This is a genomic window from Streptomyces sp. Tue6028, from assembly GCF_002300165.1.
In the GTDB taxonomy this organism is placed as follows: domain Bacteria; phylum Actinomycetota; class Actinomycetes; order Streptomycetales; family Streptomycetaceae; genus Streptomyces; species Streptomyces siamensis.
The window spans coordinates 176,401-197,683 of the sequence record NZ_MLCE01000005.1; the positions used below are offsets into that span (position 1 = coordinate 176,401).

General features: G+C 69.8%; 17 protein-coding genes, 1 rRNA gene and 1 riboswitch. Of the genes, 4 read left to right on the forward strand and 14 right to left on the reverse strand.

Going from position 1 to position 21,283, the window contains the following annotated elements; translation table 11 throughout:
• Positions 1-132: 132 nt before the first annotated feature.
• Complete coding sequence (locus tag BKI49_RS04630) at positions 133-933, reverse strand: CPBP family intramembrane glutamic endopeptidase (RefSeq protein WP_095932900.1); 801 nt, start codon at positions 931-933, stop codon at positions 133-135.
• A 185-nt stretch (positions 934-1,118) separates the two neighbouring features.
• Between BKI49_RS04630 and BKI49_RS04635 the strand changes: the two genes are divergently transcribed.
• On the forward strand, positions 1,119-2,882 hold the full coding sequence (locus tag BKI49_RS04635) for a substrate-binding and VWA domain-containing protein (RefSeq protein ID WP_095932901.1): 1,764 nt from the start codon (positions 1,119-1,121) through the stop codon (positions 2,880-2,882).
• A 26-nt stretch (positions 2,883-2,908) separates the two neighbouring features.
• Here BKI49_RS04635 and BKI49_RS04640 read toward each other — a convergent pair whose 3' ends face one another.
• Entirely contained in the window at positions 2,909-4,426 is a 1,518-nt protein-coding gene (locus BKI49_RS04640) for a glutamate-cysteine ligase family protein (protein ID WP_095932902.1), read from the reverse strand.
• A 511-nt stretch (positions 4,427-4,937) separates the two neighbouring features.
• Between BKI49_RS04640 and BKI49_RS04645 the strand changes: the two genes are divergently transcribed.
• Both BKI49_RS04645 and BKI49_RS04650 read left to right on the forward strand, forming a co-directional pair.
• Positions 4,938-5,522: a hypothetical protein gene (locus tag BKI49_RS04645; RefSeq protein WP_095932903.1), complete on the forward strand. Its 585-nt coding sequence runs from the start codon at positions 4,938-4,940 to the stop codon at positions 5,520-5,522.
• 441 nt (positions 5,523-5,963) lie between these two features.
• Positions 5,964-6,170 carry a DUF5999 family protein gene (locus tag BKI49_RS04650; RefSeq protein WP_095932904.1) on the forward strand — a complete coding sequence of 69 codons (207 nt, stop codon included), beginning with the start codon at positions 5,964-5,966 and terminating at the stop codon, positions 6,168-6,170.
• A 130-nt stretch (positions 6,171-6,300) separates the two neighbouring features.
• Here BKI49_RS04650 and gcvP read toward each other — a convergent pair whose 3' ends face one another.
• Positions 6,301-9,186: an aminomethyl-transferring glycine dehydrogenase gene (gcvP, locus tag BKI49_RS04655; protein WP_095932905.1), complete on the reverse strand. Its 2,886-nt coding sequence runs from the start codon at positions 9,184-9,186 to the stop codon at positions 6,301-6,303.
• A gap of 174 nt (positions 9,187-9,360) precedes the next feature.
• A riboswitch (glycine riboswitch) is annotated at positions 9,361-9,456 on the reverse strand.
• A 113-nt stretch (positions 9,457-9,569) separates the two neighbouring features.
• Here gcvP and BKI49_RS04660 point away from each other — a divergent pair.
• The gene (locus tag BKI49_RS04660; protein WP_028800503.1) at positions 9,570-9,944 is read left to right on the forward strand and encodes a PRC-barrel domain-containing protein; all 375 of its coding nucleotides are present in this window, start codon (positions 9,570-9,572) and stop codon (positions 9,942-9,944) included.
• On the opposite strand, the gene BKI49_RS04665 is transcribed toward BKI49_RS04660, so the two are convergent.
• The 11 genes from BKI49_RS04665 to rrf all read right to left on the reverse strand — a co-directional run bounded on the left by BKI49_RS04665 (position 9,863) and on the right by rrf (position 21,246).
• Entirely contained in the window at positions 9,863-11,326 is a 1,464-nt protein-coding gene (locus BKI49_RS04665) for a DNA polymerase IV (RefSeq protein ID WP_095932907.1), read from the reverse strand. The genes BKI49_RS04660 and BKI49_RS04665 overlap by 82 nt on opposite strands.
• Before the next feature lie 102 nt (positions 11,327-11,428).
• The gene (locus BKI49_RS04670; protein ID WP_257004619.1) at positions 11,429-12,103 is read right to left on the reverse strand and encodes a MerR family transcriptional regulator; all 675 of its coding nucleotides are present in this window, start codon (positions 12,101-12,103) and stop codon (positions 11,429-11,431) included.
• Between the two features lie 241 nt (positions 12,104-12,344).
• On the reverse strand, positions 12,345-12,818 hold the full coding sequence (locus BKI49_RS04675) for a bifunctional nuclease family protein (RefSeq protein WP_006123076.1): 474 nt from the start codon (positions 12,816-12,818) through the stop codon (positions 12,345-12,347).
• Between the two features lie 86 nt (positions 12,819-12,904).
• A complete protein-coding gene (ftsR, locus tag BKI49_RS04680) occupies positions 12,905-13,660 on the reverse strand; it encodes a transcriptional regulator FtsR (RefSeq protein WP_095932909.1) in 756 nt (251 codons plus the stop codon).
• Positions 13,661-13,702: 42 nt separating this feature from the next.
• Positions 13,703-14,671 (reverse strand): FHA domain-containing protein, encoded by a 969-nt coding sequence (locus BKI49_RS04685; RefSeq protein ID WP_095932910.1) that lies wholly within the window; start codon positions 14,669-14,671, stop codon positions 13,703-13,705.
• Between the two features lie 61 nt (positions 14,672-14,732).
• Positions 14,733-15,683, reverse strand: a complete 951-nt coding sequence (locus BKI49_RS04690) for a DUF881 domain-containing protein (protein WP_095932911.1) — start codon at positions 15,681-15,683, stop codon at positions 14,733-14,735.
• 737 nt (positions 15,684-16,420) lie between these two features.
• The gene (locus tag BKI49_RS04695; protein ID WP_003988855.1) at positions 16,421-16,753 is read right to left on the reverse strand and encodes a small basic family protein; all 333 of its coding nucleotides are present in this window, start codon (positions 16,751-16,753) and stop codon (positions 16,421-16,423) included.
• Positions 16,750-17,643, reverse strand: a complete 894-nt coding sequence (locus BKI49_RS04700) for a DUF881 domain-containing protein (protein WP_257004620.1) — start codon at positions 17,641-17,643, stop codon at positions 16,750-16,752. The genes BKI49_RS04695 and BKI49_RS04700 overlap by 4 nt, the downstream gene beginning before the upstream one ends.
• Positions 17,644-17,741: 98 nt before the next feature.
• Positions 17,742-20,237, reverse strand: a complete 2,496-nt coding sequence (locus BKI49_RS04705) for a mannose-1-phosphate guanyltransferase (RefSeq protein WP_095932913.1) — start codon at positions 20,235-20,237, stop codon at positions 17,742-17,744.
• Between the two features lie 116 nt (positions 20,238-20,353).
• Positions 20,354-20,962 (reverse strand): cardiolipin synthase ClsA, encoded by a 609-nt coding sequence (locus tag BKI49_RS04710; RefSeq protein WP_095932914.1) that lies wholly within the window; start codon positions 20,960-20,962, stop codon positions 20,354-20,356.
• Between the two features lie 167 nt (positions 20,963-21,129).
• Positions 21,130-21,246, reverse strand: a 5S ribosomal RNA gene (gene rrf, locus BKI49_RS04715).
• Positions 21,247-21,283 lie beyond the last annotated feature (37 nt).

Below are 21,283 nucleotides of genomic sequence, written 5' to 3' on the forward strand. Positions count from 1 at the left end.
GCTCACGACACGGCGAGAAGGGGCGTACGGATCTGCCGTACGCCCCGCACCGCCGGCCACCGGGCACTTTCGCCCCGAGCACGTCGCAGCCGCAGGGGCGTCAGGCCTGCGCCCCGCACCGCCCGGCCGCGCTCACGCCGTCGGTAGCCACCCCACCTTCCCGGCCAGCAGCGCGTATCCGACGAAGGCGCCGATGTCGAGCAGCGAGTGGGCCACGACGAGCGGGCCGACCCGTCCCCAGCGCCGGTAGAGGTAGACGAAGACGACGCCCATCACCATGTTGCCGATGAACCCGCCGATGCCCTGGTAGAGGTGGTACGAGCCGCGCAGCACCGCGCTCGCCACCAGCGCGGTCCCCGGCGTCCAGCCCAACTGCCCCAGCCTGCGCAGCAGATAGCCGACGACGATGACCTCCTCCAGCACGGCGTTCTGCACGGCCGAAAGGATCAGCACCGGGTACTTCCACCACACGTCGGGCAGCGCCTCCGGCACCACCGTGAGGTTGAAGCCGAGCCCCCGGGCCGCCAGATAGAAGGCGATGCCCGTACTGCCGATCACCGCCGCGACGCCCGCCCCGCGGCCGAGGTCCGGCCACGGGCGCGTGCGGTCGAAGCCGATGACGCGCAGCCCCGTGCCCTCCCGCAGCAGGAAGTGCGCGACGAGCGCCACCGGCACCAGGGCCGACGCGATCCCGAAGAGCTGCCAGGCCAGATCGAGCCACGGCCGGCCCGGCGCGGCCGAGGCGTTGAGGGTGGCCGCCTGGTCCTTCAGACCCCCCGGTTTGGTGACTGATCCGACAAAGCTGATCAGCGCGGACACCCCGCTCGCACCGAGCGAAAGCCCCAGAACGAGCAGCGTCTCGTCCCGCAGAATCCGCCGTGTCAGCCCCTCCTTCGGAAAAGAATCGGCCACCGACCCCGCCTCCACCTGCACTCCCGCCTCCAGTTGAGTAATCCCGCCGCATCCCCATCTTGACCCCGCTAGGGTCTCGAAAGAAGTTACGAAGATCGTGCGCGACAGGCCGTCCAGGGGACGGACACCGTACGGGGCGTACCTCCCCTCCCCCTGCCTTACGGCTGTTTCGCGGCTCCGGGCTCAACAGGGAGGGCACCACCGTCATGGGACGTCACAGCTTGCCCGACGAGTACGGGGCGGGTGCCGCCGACCCCCGCCCACGCGCGCGCCGCCGCAACGTGGCCATCGCGACGGTGCTGGTCCTCACGGTCGCCGCGGGCACCGCCGCCGCGGTCCGTGGCGGCCTGCTCTCGTTCGGCGGATCCTGCCAGGACGACGCCGTACACCTGGAGATGGCCGCCTCGCCGGACGTGGCGCCCGCCCTCCGGGCCGTCGCCGAGTACGCCCGCAAGAACGACATCACGTCCGACGGCCGCTGCCTCGACGTCGGCGTGAGCGCGCGCGAGTCGTACAAGGTCACGGATGCGCTGCGGGCGGGCCGGAAGTCCGACGTCCAGGCATGGGTGCCGGACTCGGACGTGTGGGTGCGGCGCGTCGCCGCGGACAGCTCCGCGACCCAGGTGACCAACGCGGGCAACATCGCCTCCTCCCCGGTCGGCGTCGCCATGGTCCCGTCCGCGGCGAAGTCGCTGGGATGGCCCCGGAAGACGTACACCTGGACCGAGTTGACCGGGGCCGCGATGCAGGACGACCGGCTGAAACTGGGCGCGGCCGATCCGGCGCGCAGCGCGACGGGTCTGCTGGCGCTGACACAGCTCAGCAGTGCCGCGGCGGGTGCCGAGGGCGGCGACACCCAGGCGGCCGCCATGGCGAAGGCCCTCTCGCAGCGCACCTCGGACAGCGACAGCCAGGTCCTGGACACGCTCCCGCGTGACTCCTCGGGGACCGAACAGGGCAACCCGAAGCGCAATCAGGCGCTGATCCTGTCCGAACAGGCAGCGTTCGCGCACAACGCCGCGGCGGACGGCGGCGAGACGCTCGACCTCTTCTACCCCAAGGACGGGGCACCCCGGCTGGACTATCCGTTCGCCCTCGTCGACGAGCCGGAGCTGAGCACCGACGAGAGCCGTGCCGCCCTGCGGTTCATGACCCTGCTGGGCGAGCCGGAACCGCAGCGCATCCTCGCGAAGCACGGGTTCCGCACGGACACGGAGACCCCCTCCAACTCCCTGGTCAGCGGGGCCGGCGGCAGCCCCGAACAGCCGTACGCGCAGGCCTCGGCGGAACCCGCGTCGGCGAAGGCGCTCCAAGAGGCTCTCGGCATGTGGACGATCACGGTGCAGAGCGCCCGGATCACGACCGTGGTCGACGCGTCCGCCTCCATGTCCGAGCCCGTGCCGGGGACCGACCAGTCCCGGATGGACGTCACCAAGGCCTCCCTGTTGCAGGCCCTCGCCACCTTCACCCCGGAGGACGAGATCGGACTGTGGAAGTTCTCCACCCGTCTCGACGGCGACCGCGACTACCGCGTGCTCGTGCCGACGGAGCGGCTCGGCGACCGCAAGGGCGCCGACACCCAGCGGGACCGGCTCTCGGCGGCCTTCAGCGCCCTCGAACCCGTCCCTGGCGGGGCGACCGGGCTCTACGACACCACGCTCGCCGCGTACAAGGCGGCCGTCTCCTCCTACGCGAAGGGGAAGTTCAACGCCCTGGTCCTCCTGACGGACGGCGTCAACCAGGACCCCGGGAGCATCTCGCGCTCCAGCCTGGTCGACCAGCTGCAACGGCTCACCGACCCGCAGCGGCCGGTACCGCTGATCGCGATCGCGGTGGGCCCCGACGCCGACAGGCAGGAGATGGAGCAGATCGCCAACGCGACCGGCGGCTCGGGCCATCAGGTCGACGACCCGTCGCAGATCCACTCGGTGATCCTGAAGGCGATCGTGGCGGCGGGCAGCCGAAGCTGACCCGCCCCCCTGAGCCGACGGACCGATCAGCCGAGCGGCACCGGTTCGGGCAGCCCGACCGGCCAGGCGTGCACCGGCTCGCCGAGATGCATCAGCTCGCCGTAGCGCCGTGTGGTCGCGGCCAGCGCGGCCTCCCGGCTGAGCCCCTTCTCCAGGGCTCGGTGGAAGGTGGCCGCCTGCCACGTCGCTCCGTTGGCGCGCAGCCGGCACCGGTCCTCGATCACGCCCAGGTAGAGGTCGCGGTCCGCGGGTTCGACACCCCAGGCGTCCAGCCCGGCGGCGGCCAGCGGCAGCAGCTCGTCCCGGACCAGGTTGACCACGTCCACCTGGGTCGTCCCGCCGTACCGGCCCCGCCGCGGCCACTCCAGACGGGCGTCGATGCCGTGCCGGCAGGCGGCGTCGAAGTTCGCGGCCGCCGACTCGAAGGACAACCGCGTCCACACGGGCCGCGACTCCTCGGCGAGCGCGCGGACGAGCCCGTAGTAGAAGGCCGCGTTGGCGATCACGTCGACGACGGTGGGGCCGGCGGGCAGGACCCGGTTCTCGACGCGCAGGTGGGGGACGCCGTCGGCGATGCCGTACACGGGCCTGTTCCAGCGGTACACCGTGCCGTTGTGCAGCACGAGTTCGGCGAGCTTGGGGGTGCCTCCGCCGTCCAGGACGGCCAGCGGGTCCTCGTCGTCGCAGATCGGCAGCAGTGGCGGGAAGAAGCGCAGGTTCTCCTCGAACAGCTCGTACGCCGAGGAGATCCACCGCTCGCCGAACCAGGTGCGCGGCCTGACCCCTTGAGCCTGCAACTCGGGCGGCCGGGTGTCCGTGGACTGCTGGAAGAGCGGGGGCCTCGACTCGCGCCACAGCTCGTGGCCGAACAGGAAGGGCGAGTTGGCCCCCACGGCGACCTGCGCGGCGGCCACCGCCTGCGCGGCGTTCCACACGTCCGCGAACCGGCCCGGGGTGACCTGGAGATGCAGTTGCACCGACGTGCAGGCGGCTTCGGGCGCGATGGAACGCGACCTGCACACCAGACGCTCGATGCCGTCGATGTCCAGGGCGAAGTCCTCTCCCCGGGCGGCCACGATCTGATCGTTGAGCAGCGTGTAACGGTCGACGTCCGACAGATTCGCAAGGACCAGGTGGCGCTGGCCGAGCGTCGGCAGAATTCCGATCATCACGATTCCGGCATCGACCTCGCCCGCTTTTCGGTGCGCGTACGCGAGTGAGGTGCGCAGCTCCTCGGCGAGCCGGTCGAATACCCGATCACCGAGCCGGTGTGGGGCTATGTTGACTTCCAGGTTGAACATGGCGAGTTCTGTTTGGAAATCGCGGCTCGCAATGCGATCGAGTACTTGCGCATTCATCATTCTGGGCATGCCGTCCGGTCCTGCGAGATTCAACTCGATCTCCAGGCCCATCAGATTCTTGGGGCGATCGAACCTCTTCTCCTCCAGCAGTCGCTCCAGCACCGTCAGACACTGGCGGAGCTTGTCGCGGTGGCGCTGGCGATCGGACAGGTCGAACGGCCCTGCCACGACCTTCTCCCCCATCGAAGTGTCCCTCCTCGGATGGGCGGCCGATGCTCCGGCCCCTGGCGTCCCGGGTCACGTGGGATGATGCCCCGGCATCGCCATTCATAACGCCCCCGGACGAGCCCACGGACCGCTACGCTGGAGTCAGGGCCCCGGGCACATTCACGAGGCATGCGGCAATGTGCAAGTTACGGCCCGACATGATCTCGTGAAAAACGCCGACGAGAATCGGCCGACCGCTTCGGCGAAGCGTTCCGAGGTCATCGCGCCGCCCCCGCGCCGAATCGGGATGAACCTCCTCGTTTCATCGACCGAATAACGCCTTGTTCTTCATATTCGGGACGGCTAGACGAAACACCGTCTGAACACGTGTCGTATAAACTCCGCAAACGAGGCAGAGAATTGGCGCTCGCGGTCGTGGAACCTGTCGGCAGATCCAGACCCCACGCCCCTCTGACCCCGAGAGCTGACAGCGCCGTCCGCCCCCGCCCTCGTGCTGCCATGCCTGTCGAATGAGAGGCGACCCACCATGCCGCTGCATGTCCCCCCGGCTCCCGCGCCCGCCCTTCGCACCGTCCTCACGGCACTCGGTTCCCCCACCGCAGTCCGCGAGGCCCGCACCCCGTCCCTGCGTCTGGCCCAGGGGCCCGTCACACCCGAACTCCCGCTGCCCGTCCACGTCCTGGACCGGACCACACCCGAGGGCGCGCCGGCCACCCGGCTCGCCGGCTGGCGCTTCCTGATCCGCAGCGGCGATCGCGCGGTGGCCGCGGCCGACACCATGCTGACACCCGACGGCTGGGCGTTCTCCCGCTTCTTCGAGGGCCCGTACATCACCGCGACCGAACGCGCCGTACGTCAGGCCGAGTCCATGCAGCAGCCGTACCAGGCACGCCTGCTGTCCGTGCCCGAGCTGTACATGCTCACGCTCTGGCTGCACGGCGACTGCACCGCGGACGCCGCCACCGGGCTCCCCGCCGCCACCGACCTCCTCGTCCCGCTGGCTCCGGCGCCGCCCGGCATCGCCGCACACCGTCCGCACAGCGTCGCCGAGCTGCTGCCGGTGCTCACCCACCGGCTCACTCCCGCACCGCTGCTCATCACACCCGCGTAGGACCGCGACCATCCGCCCGCACGGGCGGACACCCTCGTGAACCACGCACGACAGGCACCGGCTCCCGTGCCCCGCCGCCGCTCCGCCGGCCGCGGGGCACGCCGCTGCGCACCGCCCGTCCCGGACCGCCGCGCGAACGCGCTCGTCGGTGCTCCACAGCGCTCGTACGAGGCAGGACATGCCCTGCGCCCCGACCGGACTAGCCCTATTCGGCCACCCCGAACCACCCGAAGAGACAGTGCAGTTGGGATGAACCGTCCGCACGGGTGATGCGTCATCAACCTGTAAGAAGCGGTGCCGCGAAATCCCTGCGGATTGACGTCCGTAGAGCAACACTGGTTCCAGACCACACACCAACGGGGGGCGGCCATGAACTCATCGAGCCGCGGGACAGACACCACAGCCATCACTCACATCTCGACCCAGCGAAAGATCCCATCCATGTGCCAGCACCAGCCACCGTGTCCGTCAGCCGAATCAGCCGACCGGGAGTCCGCCCGTCTCGTGGCGCACCACCCGGAGCAGGGATGGAGCCTGCTGTGCAACGGCGTTCTGCTCTTCGAGGACACCGGTGAGCTCCTGCCCGACGGTCAGATCATCGCCCCGCACCGCCCGCTGGGCAGCGCACAGGTGATGACGGCCGCCTGAGGCAACCACGGGTCGCAGGCACGCGACCCGGACACACGAGGGGCCGGCCCGGAGACGTACTCTCCGAACCGGCCCCGACGCATGTCCGTGGGCGACTACTCCTCGTAGCCGCCCGCGTCCGCGGTGTCGATCAGTCCTCGTAGGCGTCCAGCGGCGGGCAGGAGCAGACGAGGTTCCGGTCGCCGTACGCCTGGTCGATGCGGCGCACCGGCGGCCAGTACTTGTCCGCGGCCGAGACACCGGCCGGGAAGACGGCCTCCTCGCGCGAGTACGCGTGGTTCCACTCGCCACCGAGCGCGGCGGCGGTGTGCGGGGCGCCCCGCAGCGGGTTGTCGTCGACCGCCCACTCGCCCGAGCCGACCTTGTCGATCTCCGCGCGAATCGCGATCATCGCGTCGCAGAACCGGTCGAGCTCGCCCAGGTCCTCGGACTCGGTCGGCTCGATCATCAGCGTCCCGGCCACCGGGAACGACATCGTCGGCGCGTGGAAGCCGTAGTCGATCAGACGCTTGGCGATGTCGTCGACGCTCACGCCGGTCGCCTTGGTCAGCGGGCGCAGGTCGATGATGCACTCGTGCGCGACGAGCCCGCCCGGACCGGTGTAGAGCACCGGGTAGTGCGGCTCCAGACGCTTGGCGATGTAGTTCGCCGACAGCACGGCCACCTGCGTGGCGCGCTTGAGGCCCTCACCGCCCATGAGCCGGACGTAGGCCCAGGAGATCGGCAGGATGCCCGCGGAGCCCCACGGAGCGGCCGAGATCGGGCCCACACCGGTCTCCGGACCGGCCGCGGGCTGCAGGGGGTGGTTGGGCAGGTACGGCGCCAGGTGCGCGCGCACGCCGACCGGGCCGACGCCCGGGCCGCCGCCGCCGTGCGGGATGCAGAACGTCTTGTGCAGGTTGAGGTGCGAGACGTCACCGCCGAAGTGCCCCGGCTTGGCCAGACCCACCAACGCGTTGAGGTTGGCGCCGTCGACGTAGACCTGACCGCCGGCCTCGTGGACCTGCGCACAGATGTCGGCGACGTGCTCCTCGAACACTCCGTGCGTCGAGGGGTACGTGATCATCAGTACGGCGAGTTCGTCGCGGTACTGCTCGATCTTGGCACGCAGGTCCTCGACGTCGACCTCGCCGTCGTCCGCGGTCTTGACGACCACGACCTTCATCCCGGCCATCACGGCGCTCGCGGCGTTGGTGCCGTGCGCGGAGGACGGGATGAGGCACACGGTGCGCTGCTCGTCGCCGTTGGCCCGGTGGTAGCCGCGGACGGCCAGCAGACCGGCCAGCTCGCCCTGCGAACCGGCGTTGGGCTGGAGCGAGACCTTGTCGTACCCGGTGACCTCGGCGAGCCGCTCCTCGAGCTCCGTGATCAGCGTGAGGTAGCCCTGCGCCTGCTCGGCCGGGACGAAGGGGTGCAGCTGGCCGAACTCGGGCCAGGTGACCGGCTCCATCTCCGTGGTCGCGTTGAGCTTCATCGTGCAGGAGCCCAGCGGGATCATGCCGCGGTCGAGCGCGTAGTCGCGGTCGGACAGCTTGCGCAGGTAGCGCAGCATCGCGGTCTCGGAGCGGTGCTGGTGGAACACCGGGTGGGTGAGGTAGTCGTCGGTGCGCAGCAGCGCGTCCGGCAGGGTGTCCACGGCCGTGGCGTCCAGCGCCTCGACGTCGCCCTCGACACCGAACGCGGTCCACACGGCGCCGAGCTCGCGCCGCGTGGTGGTCTCGTCGCAGGAGATCGACACGTGGTCGGCGTCCGCCTGGTGGAGGTTGACGCCGTGCTCGCGGGCAGCGGCGACGATCTCCGCGGCCCGGCCCGGGACCCGCACGGTCAGCGTGTCGAAGTACGCACCGTGCACGACCTCGACCCCGCCCGCCGTCAGACCCGCGGCGAGCACGGTGGCGTACCGGTGGGTGCGTCGCGCGATGGTCCGCAGACCGTCGGGGCCGTGGTAGACGGCGTACATGCCGGCCATCACGGCGAGCAGCACCTGCGCGGTGCAGATGTTGCTGGTGGCCTTCTCCCGGCGGATGTGCTGCTCGCGCGTCTGCAGGGCGAGGCGGTACGCCTTGTGTCCGTCGGCGTCCACGGACACACCGACCAGGCGACCGGGCAGGCTGCGGGCGAACTTCTCCTGGACCGCCAGGTAGCCGGCGTGCGGACCGCCGAAGCCCATCGGCACACCGAAGCGCTGCGTCGTACCGACGGCGATGTCGGCGCCGAGGTCGCCCGGCGAGGCGAGCAGGGTCAGCGCGAGGAGGTCGGCGGCCACGGTGACCACAGCGCCGAGCTCGTGGGCCTGGTCGACGACCGCCTTGATGTCGCGTACGGCACCGGAGGCGCCGGGGTACTGGAGCAGCACGCCGTTGATGTCGCGCTCGGCGATCTCGGCCGGGATGCCCTCGCTGAGGTCGGCGACGACGACCTCGACGCCGGTCGGCTCCGCGCGGGTCTCTATGACGGCGATGGTCTGCGGCAGGGCGTCCGCGTCGACCAGGAAGAGGCCCTTCTTGTTCTTGCCCATGCGCCGGGACAGCGCCATCGCCTCGGCGGCGGCGGTGCCTTCGTCGAGCAGCGAGGCACCCGACGTCGGCAGCCCGGTCAGCTCGGCGACCACGGTCTGGAAGTTGAGGAGCGCCTCCAGGCGGCCCTGCGAGATCTCCGGCTGGTACGGCGTGTACGCGGTGTACCAGGCCGGGTTCTCCATGACGTTGCGCAGGATCACCGGCGGCGTGAACGTGCCGTAGTAACCGAGACCGATCATCGAACCGAGCACCTCGTTGCGGTCCGCGAGGGAACGCAGCTCGGCGAGGACCTCCGCCTCGGTACGCGCGCCGGGAAGCTTCAGCGCCTCGGCATTCTTGATCACGTCCGGCACCGCGGCGGCCGTCAGATCGTCGAGCGAGCCGTATCCGACGTGGGCGAGCATCTTGGCCCTGGCCTCGAGGTCGGGCCCGATGTGGCGCTGCTCGAAGGGGATTCCCTGTTCGAGCTCGGAGAGCGGAATGCGGTGGGCGGTCATTGCGGAGGCCTCCTGGTCTGACGCGACCTTCGAGGGGCACCCCGGCACGGGTACCCCGACGGCCTCCCCCTCTGTCATCTCAACCTGAGAGCTTCACCGGCCCGTCCGACGTGCCGGTTTTCACCGTCGGTGAGAGCGGAAGCCGTCGGCGACCGCCCTGCTTTCCAGAGTGACCTCGTCCGTGCGGTACGTGAGCCTGAGAGATTCCGGGGAGGATTTGCTCCTTCGGCGCCTCCGATGAAGTCTGGAGGACTCTCCCGCACGGGGTCAGCAGCCGCTGTCAGCCTACCAGCGAGGACACGACACGATCCTTCGAGTGGCCGCCTGCCTGAATCTGCTCTTTTGTAGTGCTTACGGATGAGTTGCGACCAAGTGGAGGGCCCGTGCAGACCGACATCGATCCGCGCAACCTGATCGGCCGCAAGGCGTTCGACCGCAATGGCACCAAGATCGGCACGATCGACGAGGTGTACCTCGACGACGCGACCGGTGTACCGGAGTGGGCGGCCATACGCACAGGCCTCTTCAGCAGGGACGCTTTCGTGCCCCTTGAGCCCAGTGAACTCGTGGAAGGGGCCCTGCGCATCCCCTTCGACCGGGCTCTGATCAAGGACGCTCCCGACTTCGGCGTGGGCCGGCACCTCTCGCCCGAGCAGGAGCTCCAGCTCTACCACCACTACGGACTCGACGTGGCGGCACCCTCCCCGCCTCCGCCGGACCGTGACTTCGGCAAGGTCGCGGGCTCGGACGAGCCCTGACCCGGATGCTCCAACGCGTCCGGGGAGACCACCGGAACGACCAAGGGCAGCGGATCGGCCGGCTCCAGCTCGGGGTCGTCGGTCCGGAACGTCTTGACCCGCCCCGGCGCGGAGTAGGGCGTCTCGAACCGCACCGTGACCCGCCCCAGGCCGCTGCCCTGGACCCAGCCGTGCCCGTGCTCGGCATGCCACACGTCGTGCCCGGCGGGCCACCGGCGCTCGGCGGGCGCCTCCGGTGATGCCCCGGACTCGCGCGACCCCTCGTCGGCGGGGTGCTCCTGGTCGGCGGGCTCCTCCGCCGCGGCATGGGCCTGCGCCTGCGCGAACAGGTCCTCCTGCGTGTAGTCGGCGAGCCCCGAGACTCCGACCCCCAGCAGCCGCACCCCGCCGGTCGTGTCCACGGCCTCCAGGAGCCGCGCGGCGGCCTCCCGCACGACCGCCGGATCGTCCGTGGGCCCCCGCAGCGTCTCGGACCGGGTGAGCGTCGAGAAGTCGTACCTGCGCACCTTCAGGACGATGGTCCGCCCCGACAGTCCCGCCCCGCGCAGCCGCTGCACGCAGCGGTCGGCGAGCCGCTGCACCTCCAGACCGACTCGCATCCGGTCGTGGATGTCCACGTCATAGGTGTCCTCGACCGAGACGGACTTCGTCTCCCGCTCGGCGACCACGGGCCGCTCGTCGTGCGCCAGCGCCATCGCGTACAGCGCGTGTCCGTGCGCCTTCCCCAGCAGCCGTACGAGCTCGTCCTCGCCGGCCTCGGCGATCTCCTCGACCGTGGTGATCCCGGCCCGCCGCAGATGATCCCCGGTCGCGGGACCCACGCCGGGCAGCGTCCGCACCGACATCGGCCCCAGCAGCGCCCGCTCGGTGCCGGGCTCCATCAGGACCAGCCCGTCGGGCTTGGCCTGCTCCGAGGCGATCTTCGCGAGCATCTTGGACGCGGCGAGGCCCACCGATCCCGTGAGTCCCGTGACGGCACGGATGTCCGCGCGCAGCTTCACCCCGGCGAGCCGTGCCGAGCCCTCGTCCCAGGCCGTGCCCCCCGCTTCCAGGTCCACGAAGGCCTCGTCCAGGCTCAGCGGCTCCACCAGGGGCGACAGGGCCCGCAGCAGCGCCATCACCTGCTCGCTGACCTCCTTGTAGAGGCTGAAGCGGGGCACGAGATACGCGGCGTTCGGTGCGAGGCGGCGGGCCTGGGCCATGGGCATCGCCGAGTGGACACCGAAGACCCGGGCCTCGTACGACGCGGTGGCGACGACTCCGCGCGGTCCGAGCCCGCCCACGACGACCGCTTTTCCGCGCAGGCTCGGCTTGGACGCCTGTTCCGCCGAGGCGAAGAAGGCATCCATGTCGAGATGCAGGATCGTGGGCGCGGTTCTCACATGTCCGATGCTGCACCACGCCACTGACAATGCCCCTGCGCGGCCCGCCGCGCACGGGAGGGCCCGCGAAGCGGCACGCCCCTCGTGGGGACGCCCCGGGGGTCACACAGCCCGGTTGCGCCGCCGTGCCAGCTCGTCCGCCGGGTTGTGCCCGACGAGCGTCTCGCCGGTGTCCACACGCTCTCCGTGCAGCTGCGACAGGGCGCCCTCGACGTCCCGCCACACCACTCCCACGGCGATACCGAAGACCCCCTGGCCGCCCTGGAGCAGCGCGTGGACGTCGTCGGGCGAGGTGCACTCGTAGACGGTCGCGCCGTCGCTCATCAGCGTCATCCGCTCCAGGTCCCGGAAGCCGCGCTCCCTGAGGTGCTGGACCGTGGTGCGGATGTTCTGCAGCGACACACCTGTGTCGAGGAACCGCTTGACGATCTTCAGGACGACGACGTCACGGAAGCTGTAGAGCCGCTGCGTCCCGGATCCGTAGGCGGGCCGCACACTCGGCTCGACGAGCCCGGTCCTCGCCCAGTAGTCCAGTTGCCGGTAGGTGATGCCCGCGGCGGCACATGCCGTGGGACCGCGGTAGCCGATCTCCTCGGAAACGGCCCCTCCCTCGTCCGGCACCGCCGCCGGCCGCATCGGAGCGTGCTCGCCCGTGTCGCCGTGGTCGGGGTACCCCCTGCTCGAGCGGAGCCGAGCGCTGGTGGGAGGGTACGGGCCGCTCTCCCCCAGACCGTGTCCGGGGGCACCCCCAGCCGTACCGTCGCCGCTGTTTCTCACGCCGACCTCCGTCCTTGACCTGCCTTCTCGACGGTAGGCAGTCACCACGGGTGCGTCAACGATCGCCACACTCGGCACGCCGAGTGATAATCACCCTAAGAGTGGTTTCTCGTGCCCCACCGCGGGGAAAGGCTAGCCGAATGCTCCCGGCCCGGGCCGCGGCGCACCACACGGGCCACGGGCAATTGCCGCCGGGACCGGCGCGCCTCTACGGACACCACCGATGGGCGGTGGCGGGGCCTCACTGGCTGTTCGTACCGAAGTCCTCGGGCGAGATCTGGTCGAGGAACTCGCGGAACTTCTCCACCTCGTCCTCCTGCTCGTCCGGGATCGCGATGCCGGCGTCGTCGAGCACGCCGTCGCTGCCGTAGATCGGCGTTCCGGTGCGCAGCGCCAGCGCTATGGCGTCGGACGGCCGTGCGCTGACCTCGACCCCGCTGGCGAAGACCAGCTCCGCGTAGAACACGCCCTCACGCAGGTCCGTGATGCGTACCTCGGTGAGCTCCTGGCCCACTGCCTCCAGCACGTCCTTGAACAGGTCGTGGGTCAGCGGTCGTGCGGGGGCCATGCCCTGCTGGGCGAAGGCGATCGCGGTCGCCTCCCCCGGTCCGATCCAGATGGGGAGGTACCGGTCGCCTCCCACTTCACGCAGAAGCACGATCGGTTGGTTGGAGGGCATTTCGACCCGGACACCTACGACATCGAGCTCGTTCACACAGCAACCCTAGGCCGTGCCCGGGACGTTTGGGTAGTCGGGCACAGAACGGGTGGACGATCCGGAGCCCCGGCCGGCGCCCCGGTTCAGGACAGTCGTACGCCCAGCGCGGTCTGCACGAGCGCCGCGTGCAGTCTCACCGTGAGCCCCGCGAGCTCCTTCGTACGGGCCTCCGCGTGCGCCCGCGTCTGCGGGTTGCGATGGAGCCGCAGCGGGGCCACCACCTGGTCCACGAGCCCTGCGTCACGCTCCGCGGCGGCCTTCATCGCGCGCAGATGGCGTGGCTCGATCCCGAACCGCCCCAGCTCGACGACCAGCGTCGCGACGGTCACCGCCTCGGCGTCGTACACACCGTCCGTCAGCGGTGCGATCAGCCCGTAGGACTCCCACTCCGCCAGGTCCCGCTCGTCGATCTCCGCGGCGGCCAGCAGCTCGGCACGGCCCACACGGGCCGCCGTGGGCGCCTCCGGCTCGCCCAGGAAGTCACCCAGGGGCTCGCCGTCCCCCGCGTCGCGCTGACGGCCCACGGACGGCAGACGCACGGGCTCACCGCGCTCCAGGGCCTCCAGGTGCTCGCGGATCACCTTGAGGGGCAGATAGTGGTCCCGCTGCATCCTCAGGACGTGACCGAGGCGCTCGACGTCGTGGGCGCTGAACTTGCGGTACCCCGAGGGGGTCCGCCGCGGCTCGACGAGCCCCTCCGACTCCAGGAACCTGATCTTGGAGATGGTGACTTCGGGGAACTCGTCGCGCAGTGCGTTCAGCACCACGCCGATGCTCATCAGCCCATTGTCCGTGGCGGCGGTACCGCTGCCGGCACCGCCGCTCGGTGTTTGAAGCATGGACCTTCCCTGGGGTCCCCCCTGACGGAGTCTGGGGGAGGGTCAGATGGCCCGCTGGCTCGCGTAGAAGACCAGCCGGTACTTGCCGATCTGCACCTCGTCGCCGTTCGCCAGAGCGACCTGGTCGATCCGCTCGCGGTTGACGTACGTGCCGTTCAGGCTGCCGACGTCGGCCACCGTGAACGAGCCGTCCGCCGCGCGACGGAACTCCACGTGGCGACGCGACACCGTCACGTCGTCCAGGAAGATGTCGCTCTGCGGATGACGCCCCGCCGTGGTCAGCTCGCCGTCCAGCAGGAAGCGGCTGCCCGAGTTCGGACCGCGGCGCACCACCAGGAGCGCCGAGCCGAGCGGCAGCGCGTCGACGGCCGCCTGCGCCTCCGGGGAGAGCATCGGCGACGGCGTTTGCCCCGTCACCTCGGCGTCGTAGGCCTCGATGCCGGAGATGGAGATCGTGGACGTCGTCTCGGACGGACGCTCGGCGCCGCCCCGCAGCGGCGCACCGCAGTTGGAACAGAACCGGCTGTTCTCCGCGTTGCGGTTACCGCACCTCGTACACACCAGGGCCATGGACGGATCCTCCTGCCGCGGCTGCCCACCGGGGGCATGGGACGCATACGGGTCGGAGGCAAACCCTCCACCCGCACTTGAGGTTGACGGATCCCCGAAACCTATGCGGCCGGACTGGGCAGGGTCAACAGACGGCGCGCCCTGACCACCGGAAATGTCACCACCCGGACCAGCGACCTGGTCACGGAACAGCGGGCGGTCGCCGCCGTGGGCCTCCGCGTCTCCCTGGCGCGGTGCACGGTGCCGGGCGGTGGCGTTGTCACCGCTGCCCTCTCGCGCGCTCTTGCCGAACAACTTCGCAAACAACTTCACGGGCGATTCCCCTTGACAGAAACAGACCCGCCCGTGGGGCAGGACGAACCCTGATTGAACACACCGGTCGACCCGGACATCCTCACAACGTCCGTAACCACCAGACAGTTTCCACCACGCACCACCCAATCGGTGCGCCGACCCCCCGCAACCTCATGCCCTCGCCGGACGACCCTCATGCGACCCCGGCTCACTGGGAGGACGACCGAGCGTAGTCAGGCCGCTTCGCCGGTCGCAAGGCGTCCACCACGATCTTGGTCGCACGGTCCACCGTCACGGTGGCCTGCTCCTTCTCCAGTGTCTGCACCACACCTCCGGGGATGTTCAGAGCCGGCTCCAGGTCCTGCGGCTTGCCGATGACCTTGAAACGATAGGGCTGGGCGATCTTGTTCCCGTCGACCTTCACTCCGCCGTCGGAATCGCTCAGGAAGGTGTTGGCGACAACGCGTACGCCGTTCACCTGGATCGCCTCCGCGCCGGCCGCGCGCAGCTCCTGGACCGCGTCGAGCAACATGTCCGCCTTGACCGTCCCTTTCGCGTCGTCGATCGTCACGGTGATGCCGGGCCCTTGCGCCGCCACGGTGCCCGCCAGAATGCCGAGTTGCTTCTCCTTCTCGACCGTCTGCTTGCGAGCCTCCTCGGCCTGGTTCGAGCTGTTCTCCAGCTCGGTGCGCTGATCTTCGAGACCCTGCTTCTCGTCCTCAAGACGCTGAGTTCGGTTGTCGAGTTCATCGAGGATGCGTACGAGATCTTCCTGACGTGCTCCACGCAGGGCGCTGCCACTGTCGCTGTTGGAGGCGACCTGGACGGCGAGACCGAATCCAAGGCCGAACAGCAGCAGGGCGACGATGAGTTGGGCACGCGACACGCGCGGCGGCCACAGTCCGTCGACCAGGCGCTGACGTCCGGTCATCGAGGGCTCTGCGCCCTCTTCATGCTGATGTGTACCGGAATTTCCGGAACGATCCGCGGCGGGTACTTCCTGGGGAAGCTCCTTACGCAGCCGGTTCTCCGGCGCACCGGGCGGCCGGACGTTGCGCGGAGGCTCCGACTTCCTGGACGGCTGAGGGCCCTCGAAGGCCCGGACGGGCTGCGGCGGCCCCGCCGACGGCGACTGCGGCTGCGGCTGCGACTGCTGCATCGGACGCGACTGCTGGGCTGGGCGGGGCTGCTGTGCGGGACCCGACTGCTGCGCCGGGCCCGGCCGCTGTGCAGGGCGGGGCTGTTGCGCGGGACCTGGCTGCTGCATGCCCTGAACCGGCCGAGCCGACCGGCCGCCCTGTCCCGGCTGCACCGGGCGCCCGGGCTGAGCACCCTGAGGGGGGCGGACCGGCTGCGACTGCCTCGGACCCTGAGCCGGCCCTCCCGGCTGCGGCGGCTGGCCGCCCTGCGCCGGTCGCGCGGACTGCGGCGGCTGAGCGCTCTGCGTCGGTCCCGCGGGCTGCGGCGGCTCGGCGTCGTCGGGCAGCCGGAAGTGCTGGGAAGGCCGCACAGGATGCGTCGGCTGGGGAGGCCGGGGCGACTGGGGCGTCCGGGGCTGCTGGGGAGCCTGAGGCGGCGCGGGGCTCTCTGCCGGCCTCCGGTCCTTCGCGCGCCCCTCGTTCCCGGAGGGAGCCTGGTCCTCGGAGGAAGCGGGGTTCTGGGCAGGCCTCCGCCCCTCCGGAGACCTGGGGTCGGCGGCAGAGGTGGTGTCCCCGGCGGACCTGCGCTCCTCGGCGGACCGGGGGTCCGCGGCGGGCCTGCGCTCCTCGGCGGACCGGGGGTCCGCGGCGGGCCTGCGCTCCTCGGGCGGTGTCCGGCCCTCGACGGGCCGCTCGCTGTCGGAGGGCCTCGGGTTCTCGGAAGCCTGGGGGTTCTCGTCCTCGTTGCTCATCGGCCTCACGCCCGGAACACGTGCCGACGGATCGCCGCGGCGTTGGAGAAGATGCGGATGCCGAGGACGACCACGACACCCGTGGAGAGCTGCGCGCCGACGCCCAACTTGTCGCCCAGGAAGACGATCAGCGCGGCCACGACCACGTTCGACAGGAACGACACCACGAAGACCTTGTCGTCGAAGATCCCGTCGAGCATCGCCCGCAGACCGCCGAACACGGCGTCGAGCGCCGCCACGACGGCGATCGGGAGGTAAGGCTCGACGACCGCCGGAACCTCGGGCCGGACCAACAGTCCAGCCACGACTCCCACGACGAGGCCCAGTACGGCGATCACGATGTGCCCTTCTCTGTGCTCGGCTGTGCTGTACGTACGATCACACTCGGTGCGGCGGACAACCGGATGTCGTCCTCGACGGAAATGCCGGTCCGGATGCCGTAGTTCTCCTGCAGCGCATGCAGATACAACCCGTCGGCGCTGTTCTGGAACCTGGTGCTGAGGCGCTTGCCGTCCCCCACCGCGAGCACCGTGTACGGCGGCACCAGCGGCTTGTTGTCGACCAGTATCGCGTCTCCCGCGGCACGGATCGCCGACAGGGCTGTCAGACGCTGCCCGTTGATCGCGATGGCCTCCGCGCCCGACTCCCACAGGCCGTTGACGACGCGCTGCATGTCACGGTCGCGGACGCGTCCGGTGTCGGAGAACCCGGAGGTCTCCCGCGGGTTCCCGCCGCCCCCCGTACTGGCTTCCTTGGCGTCGTTCACGACGAGCTTCACACCCGGGCCGTGCACATCGGTCGCGCCCGACAGGATGCTCACCAGGTCGGCCTGGTCACCGCCGCTCTTCTTGAGCGCCTCACGCTGCCGGGCGTTCACGTCGGCTCGCAGGGAGTCGACGGTGCTCTCCAGCTTGTCCGCGGTCTTCGTCTCGCGTTCGACCCGGTCGATGAGTTCCTGGCGCTCCTTGGCGACGACCGGGGCGGCTATGCGTGCGTTCGCCGCGCCCACGGTGACCACGAGGGCCGCGAGGACGAGGCCGGCGGCGAGCCCCAGCTTCGCCCGGACCGTCTTCGGCATGCCGCCGGCGCCCTCGGCCTGCTTGCGGGCGGCTGCCTCGGCGTATCCGTCGTCGAGGCTGTGGTCCATGACGTTGGTGAGCAGCGACATGGAGGCGTCCGGGCGCGAGGGGCGAGGAGCGCTGCTCCGAACGGGGGGCTGCTGCGGCATGCCGCACATCGTCGCACGTCGCGGGTGCTACCTCCGAATGGCCCCACCAACGTGCCGGACAGGCCCCCTTGGGGGCACTTGTCCGGCACGCACGCGTGCTACCGGCCGGCGCTGTCCACGACCGCCGCCCACTCGTCGAGCAGAGCCTCCGCGGAGGCGTCGTCCGGGCCCTCGGCCCACAGATGGGTGACGGCCTCGGCGGGGTCCGGGAGCACCATCACCCAGCGCCCGTCGGTCTCCACGACCCGCACGCCGTCGGTGGTGTCCACGAACCGGTCTCCGGCCTCCTCCACGACACGGCGCATCACGAGGCCCTTGACCGCCCAGGGAGTCGCCAGGTCACGCTTGAGGACGTGCGCCCGCGGAATCCGCGCGTCGATCTGGCTGAGGGTGAGCTGAGTGCGTGCCACCAGCCCGATGAGCCGTACGAAGGCGGCCGCGCCGTCGAACACGCTGCTGAACTCGGGGATGATGAAGCCGCCGCGCCCGTCGCCGCCGAAGATCGTCGACTCTTCGCCGCCGACCCGCGTCAGGTCGTCGGGCGACGTGGTCGTCCACTCCACCTGCGTTCCGTGATAGGCGGCCACCTGCTCGGCGATCCGCGTGGTCGTCACCGGGAGCGCCACCCGACCGCTGCGCCGTTCCGCCGCCACCAGGTCGAGCATGACCAGCAGGGCTCGGTCGTCCTCGACGATCCGCCCCTTCTCGTCGACGAGGGAGAGCCGCTCGCCCACCGGGTCGAAGCGCACCCCGAACGCGGCGCGGGCCGACGCGACGATCTCGCCGAGGCGCACCAGCCCGGCCCGCCGGGTGTCCGCCGTCTCCGTCGGCCTGGACTCGTCGAGACCGGGGTTGATGGTCAGCGAGTCGACCCCGAGCTTGCCGAGGAGGCTGGGCAGCACCAGCCCGGCGCTGCCGTTCGAGGCGTCCACGACGACCTTCAACCCGGATTCCGCGATCCCGGTGGTGTCGACGTTCCTCAGCAGTGATCCGGTGTACGAGTCGAACACGCTGGCCGGGAAGTGCAGGTCCCCGATCTCACCGGGGAACGCGCGCCGGTACTCCTGTCGCGCGAAGACCCGGTCCAGCTTGCGCTGTCCGCCCTGCGACAGGTCGGCGCCCTGTCCGTCGAAGAACATGATGTCGACGGAGTCCGGCACCCCTGGCGTGGTGCGGATCATGATGCCGCCGGCACTGCCCCTGGCGGTCTGCTGCCGTGCCACCGGCAGCGGCACGTTCTCCAGGTCGCGTACGTCGATGGCACTGGCCTGGAGTGCCGAGATCACCGCTCGTTTCAGTGCTCGCGCACCTCGGGAGTGGTCACGGGCCGTCGTGACCGTGGAGCCCTTCTTCAGGGTCGTCGCGTAGGCGCCGGCGAGCCGCACGGCGAGTTCCGGAGTGATCTCGACATTCAGGATTCCGGTGACCCCTCGGGCACCGAAGAGATGCGCCTGGCCCCGCGACTCCCAGATCACCGAGGTGTTGACGAAGGCTCCGGCCTCGATGGTCTTGAACGGGTAGACGCGGACATTGCCCTGGATGATCGATTCTTCGCCTACGAGGCACTCGTCGCCGATGACGGCGCCGTCCTCGATCCGCGCGGCCCGCATGATGTCGGTGTTCTTGCCGACGACGCAGCCGCGCAGGTTGCTGTGCTGACCGATGTACACGTTGTCGTGCACGACGGCCCGGTGGAGGAACGCACCGCTCTTGACGACGACGTTGGAGCCGACCACGGTGTGTTCGCGGATTTCGGCGTTCGCTTCGACCTTCGCGTAGTCGCCGATGTAGAGCGGTCCTCGCAGCACGGCATCGGGGTGCACCTCTGCACCCTCGGCGACCCATACGCCGGGGGAGATCTCGAAGCCGTCGAGTTCGACCTCGACCTTGCCTTCCAGGACGTCGGCCTGCGCCTTGACGTAGCTCTCGTGGGTGCCGACGTCCTCCCAGTAGCCCTCGGCGATATAGCCGTAGATGGGCTTGCCTTCCTTCATCAGCTGTGGGAAGACGTCACCGGACCAGTCGACCGGCACATCGGCCTCGACGTAGTCGAAGACTTCGGGCTCCATGACGTAGATGCCCGTGTTCACGGTGTCGGAGAAGACCTGACCCCAGGTCGGCTTCTCCAGGAAGCGCTCGACCTTACCCTCTTCGTCCACGATGGTGATGCCGAATTCCAGCGGATTCGGTACGCGCGTCAGGCAGACGGTGACGAGCGCGCCCTTTTCCTTGTGGAAATTGATGAGCTCCGTGAGATCGAAGTCGGTCAGCGCGTCTCCGGAGATCACGAGGAAAGCGTCGTCCTTCAGCGCCTCTTCGGCGTTCTTGACGCTCCCGGCAGTACCGAGTGGCTTCTCCTCATTGGCATAAGTGAGCTCCATGCCGAGCTCTTCGCCGTCCCCGAAGTAGTTCTTGACGAGTGATGCCAGGAACTGAACGGTAACGACGGTCTCGCTGAGCCCATGCCTTTTCAGCAGCCTGAGCACATGCTCCATGATCGGGCGATTCGCCACAGGCAGGAGCGGCTTGGGCATGCTCGAGGTCATGGGGCGAAGGCGTGTGCCCTCGCCTCCGGCCATCACGACGGCCTTCATGTCGGAAGCGTCCTCCTTGAAGAGACGACGGTCTAGCCGACTTCACCCGTCCAGATTGTCCCGCAGATTTCGAGCGCGGGCCATCGGAGCGTCTTCGCTACCGAGTCGGGCCGAGCTCAATCGGCCATGGCGTCCGCCCTGACAAGCCGGCGGACCTGTACCACGTAGAGGACTCCTGCCCACCAGTACAGGGTTGTACCCCACCCTGCGAACGCCCATCCGAAAACGGCGGCGAGTGACGCGATCCATCCGCTTCCATCACTCAGCAACAGCAACGGGAAGGCGTACATCAGGTTGAACGTGGCCGCCTTGCCGAGGAAGTTCACCTGCGGCGGCGGATAGCCGTGCCGGCGGAGGATGCCCACCATCACCAGGAGAACCAGCTCGCGCGCCAGAAGTACGGCCGTCAACCAGAGTGGGAGAATCTCGCGCCAGGTGAGACCGACAAGGGTGGACAGAATGTAGAGCCTGTCGGCGGCGGGATCGAGCAGCCGGCCGAGACTGCTGATCTGGTTCCAGCGACGTGCGAGCTTGCCGTCGAGATAGTCGCTGATACCGCTCAGCATGAGCACGAGCAGCGCCCAGCCGTCGCTCTTGGGGCCGCCGAACTCCGGCCTGAGGATCAGCCACAGGAAGACGGGTACGCCGACCAGGCGCGCCATGCTGAGGATGTTCGGGATGGTGAGGACCCGGTCCGTCTGGACACGGGTCTCCTGGACCTCCACCCGGGGGCCTCCTGTGGGAAAAATGAGCCGATGATGCCCCCTGACCTTACCCGCAGCCTTCGAGCCACGGCGCGGAGGGGGTGGAGCGCCACCGACGGAAGCACTCCTCAACGCAAAAAAGCTCCGGCTCTCGGGCGGTGTGCCCAAGAGCCGGAGCTCCAATATTAGTTCGGCGGCGTCCTACTCTCCCACAGGGTCCCCCCTGCAGTACCATCGGCGCTGTAAGGCTTAGCTTCCGGGTTCGGAATGTAACCGGGCGTTTCCCTCACGCTATGACCACCGAAACACTATGAAACTGTCAACCGCACCGTACGTGACCTG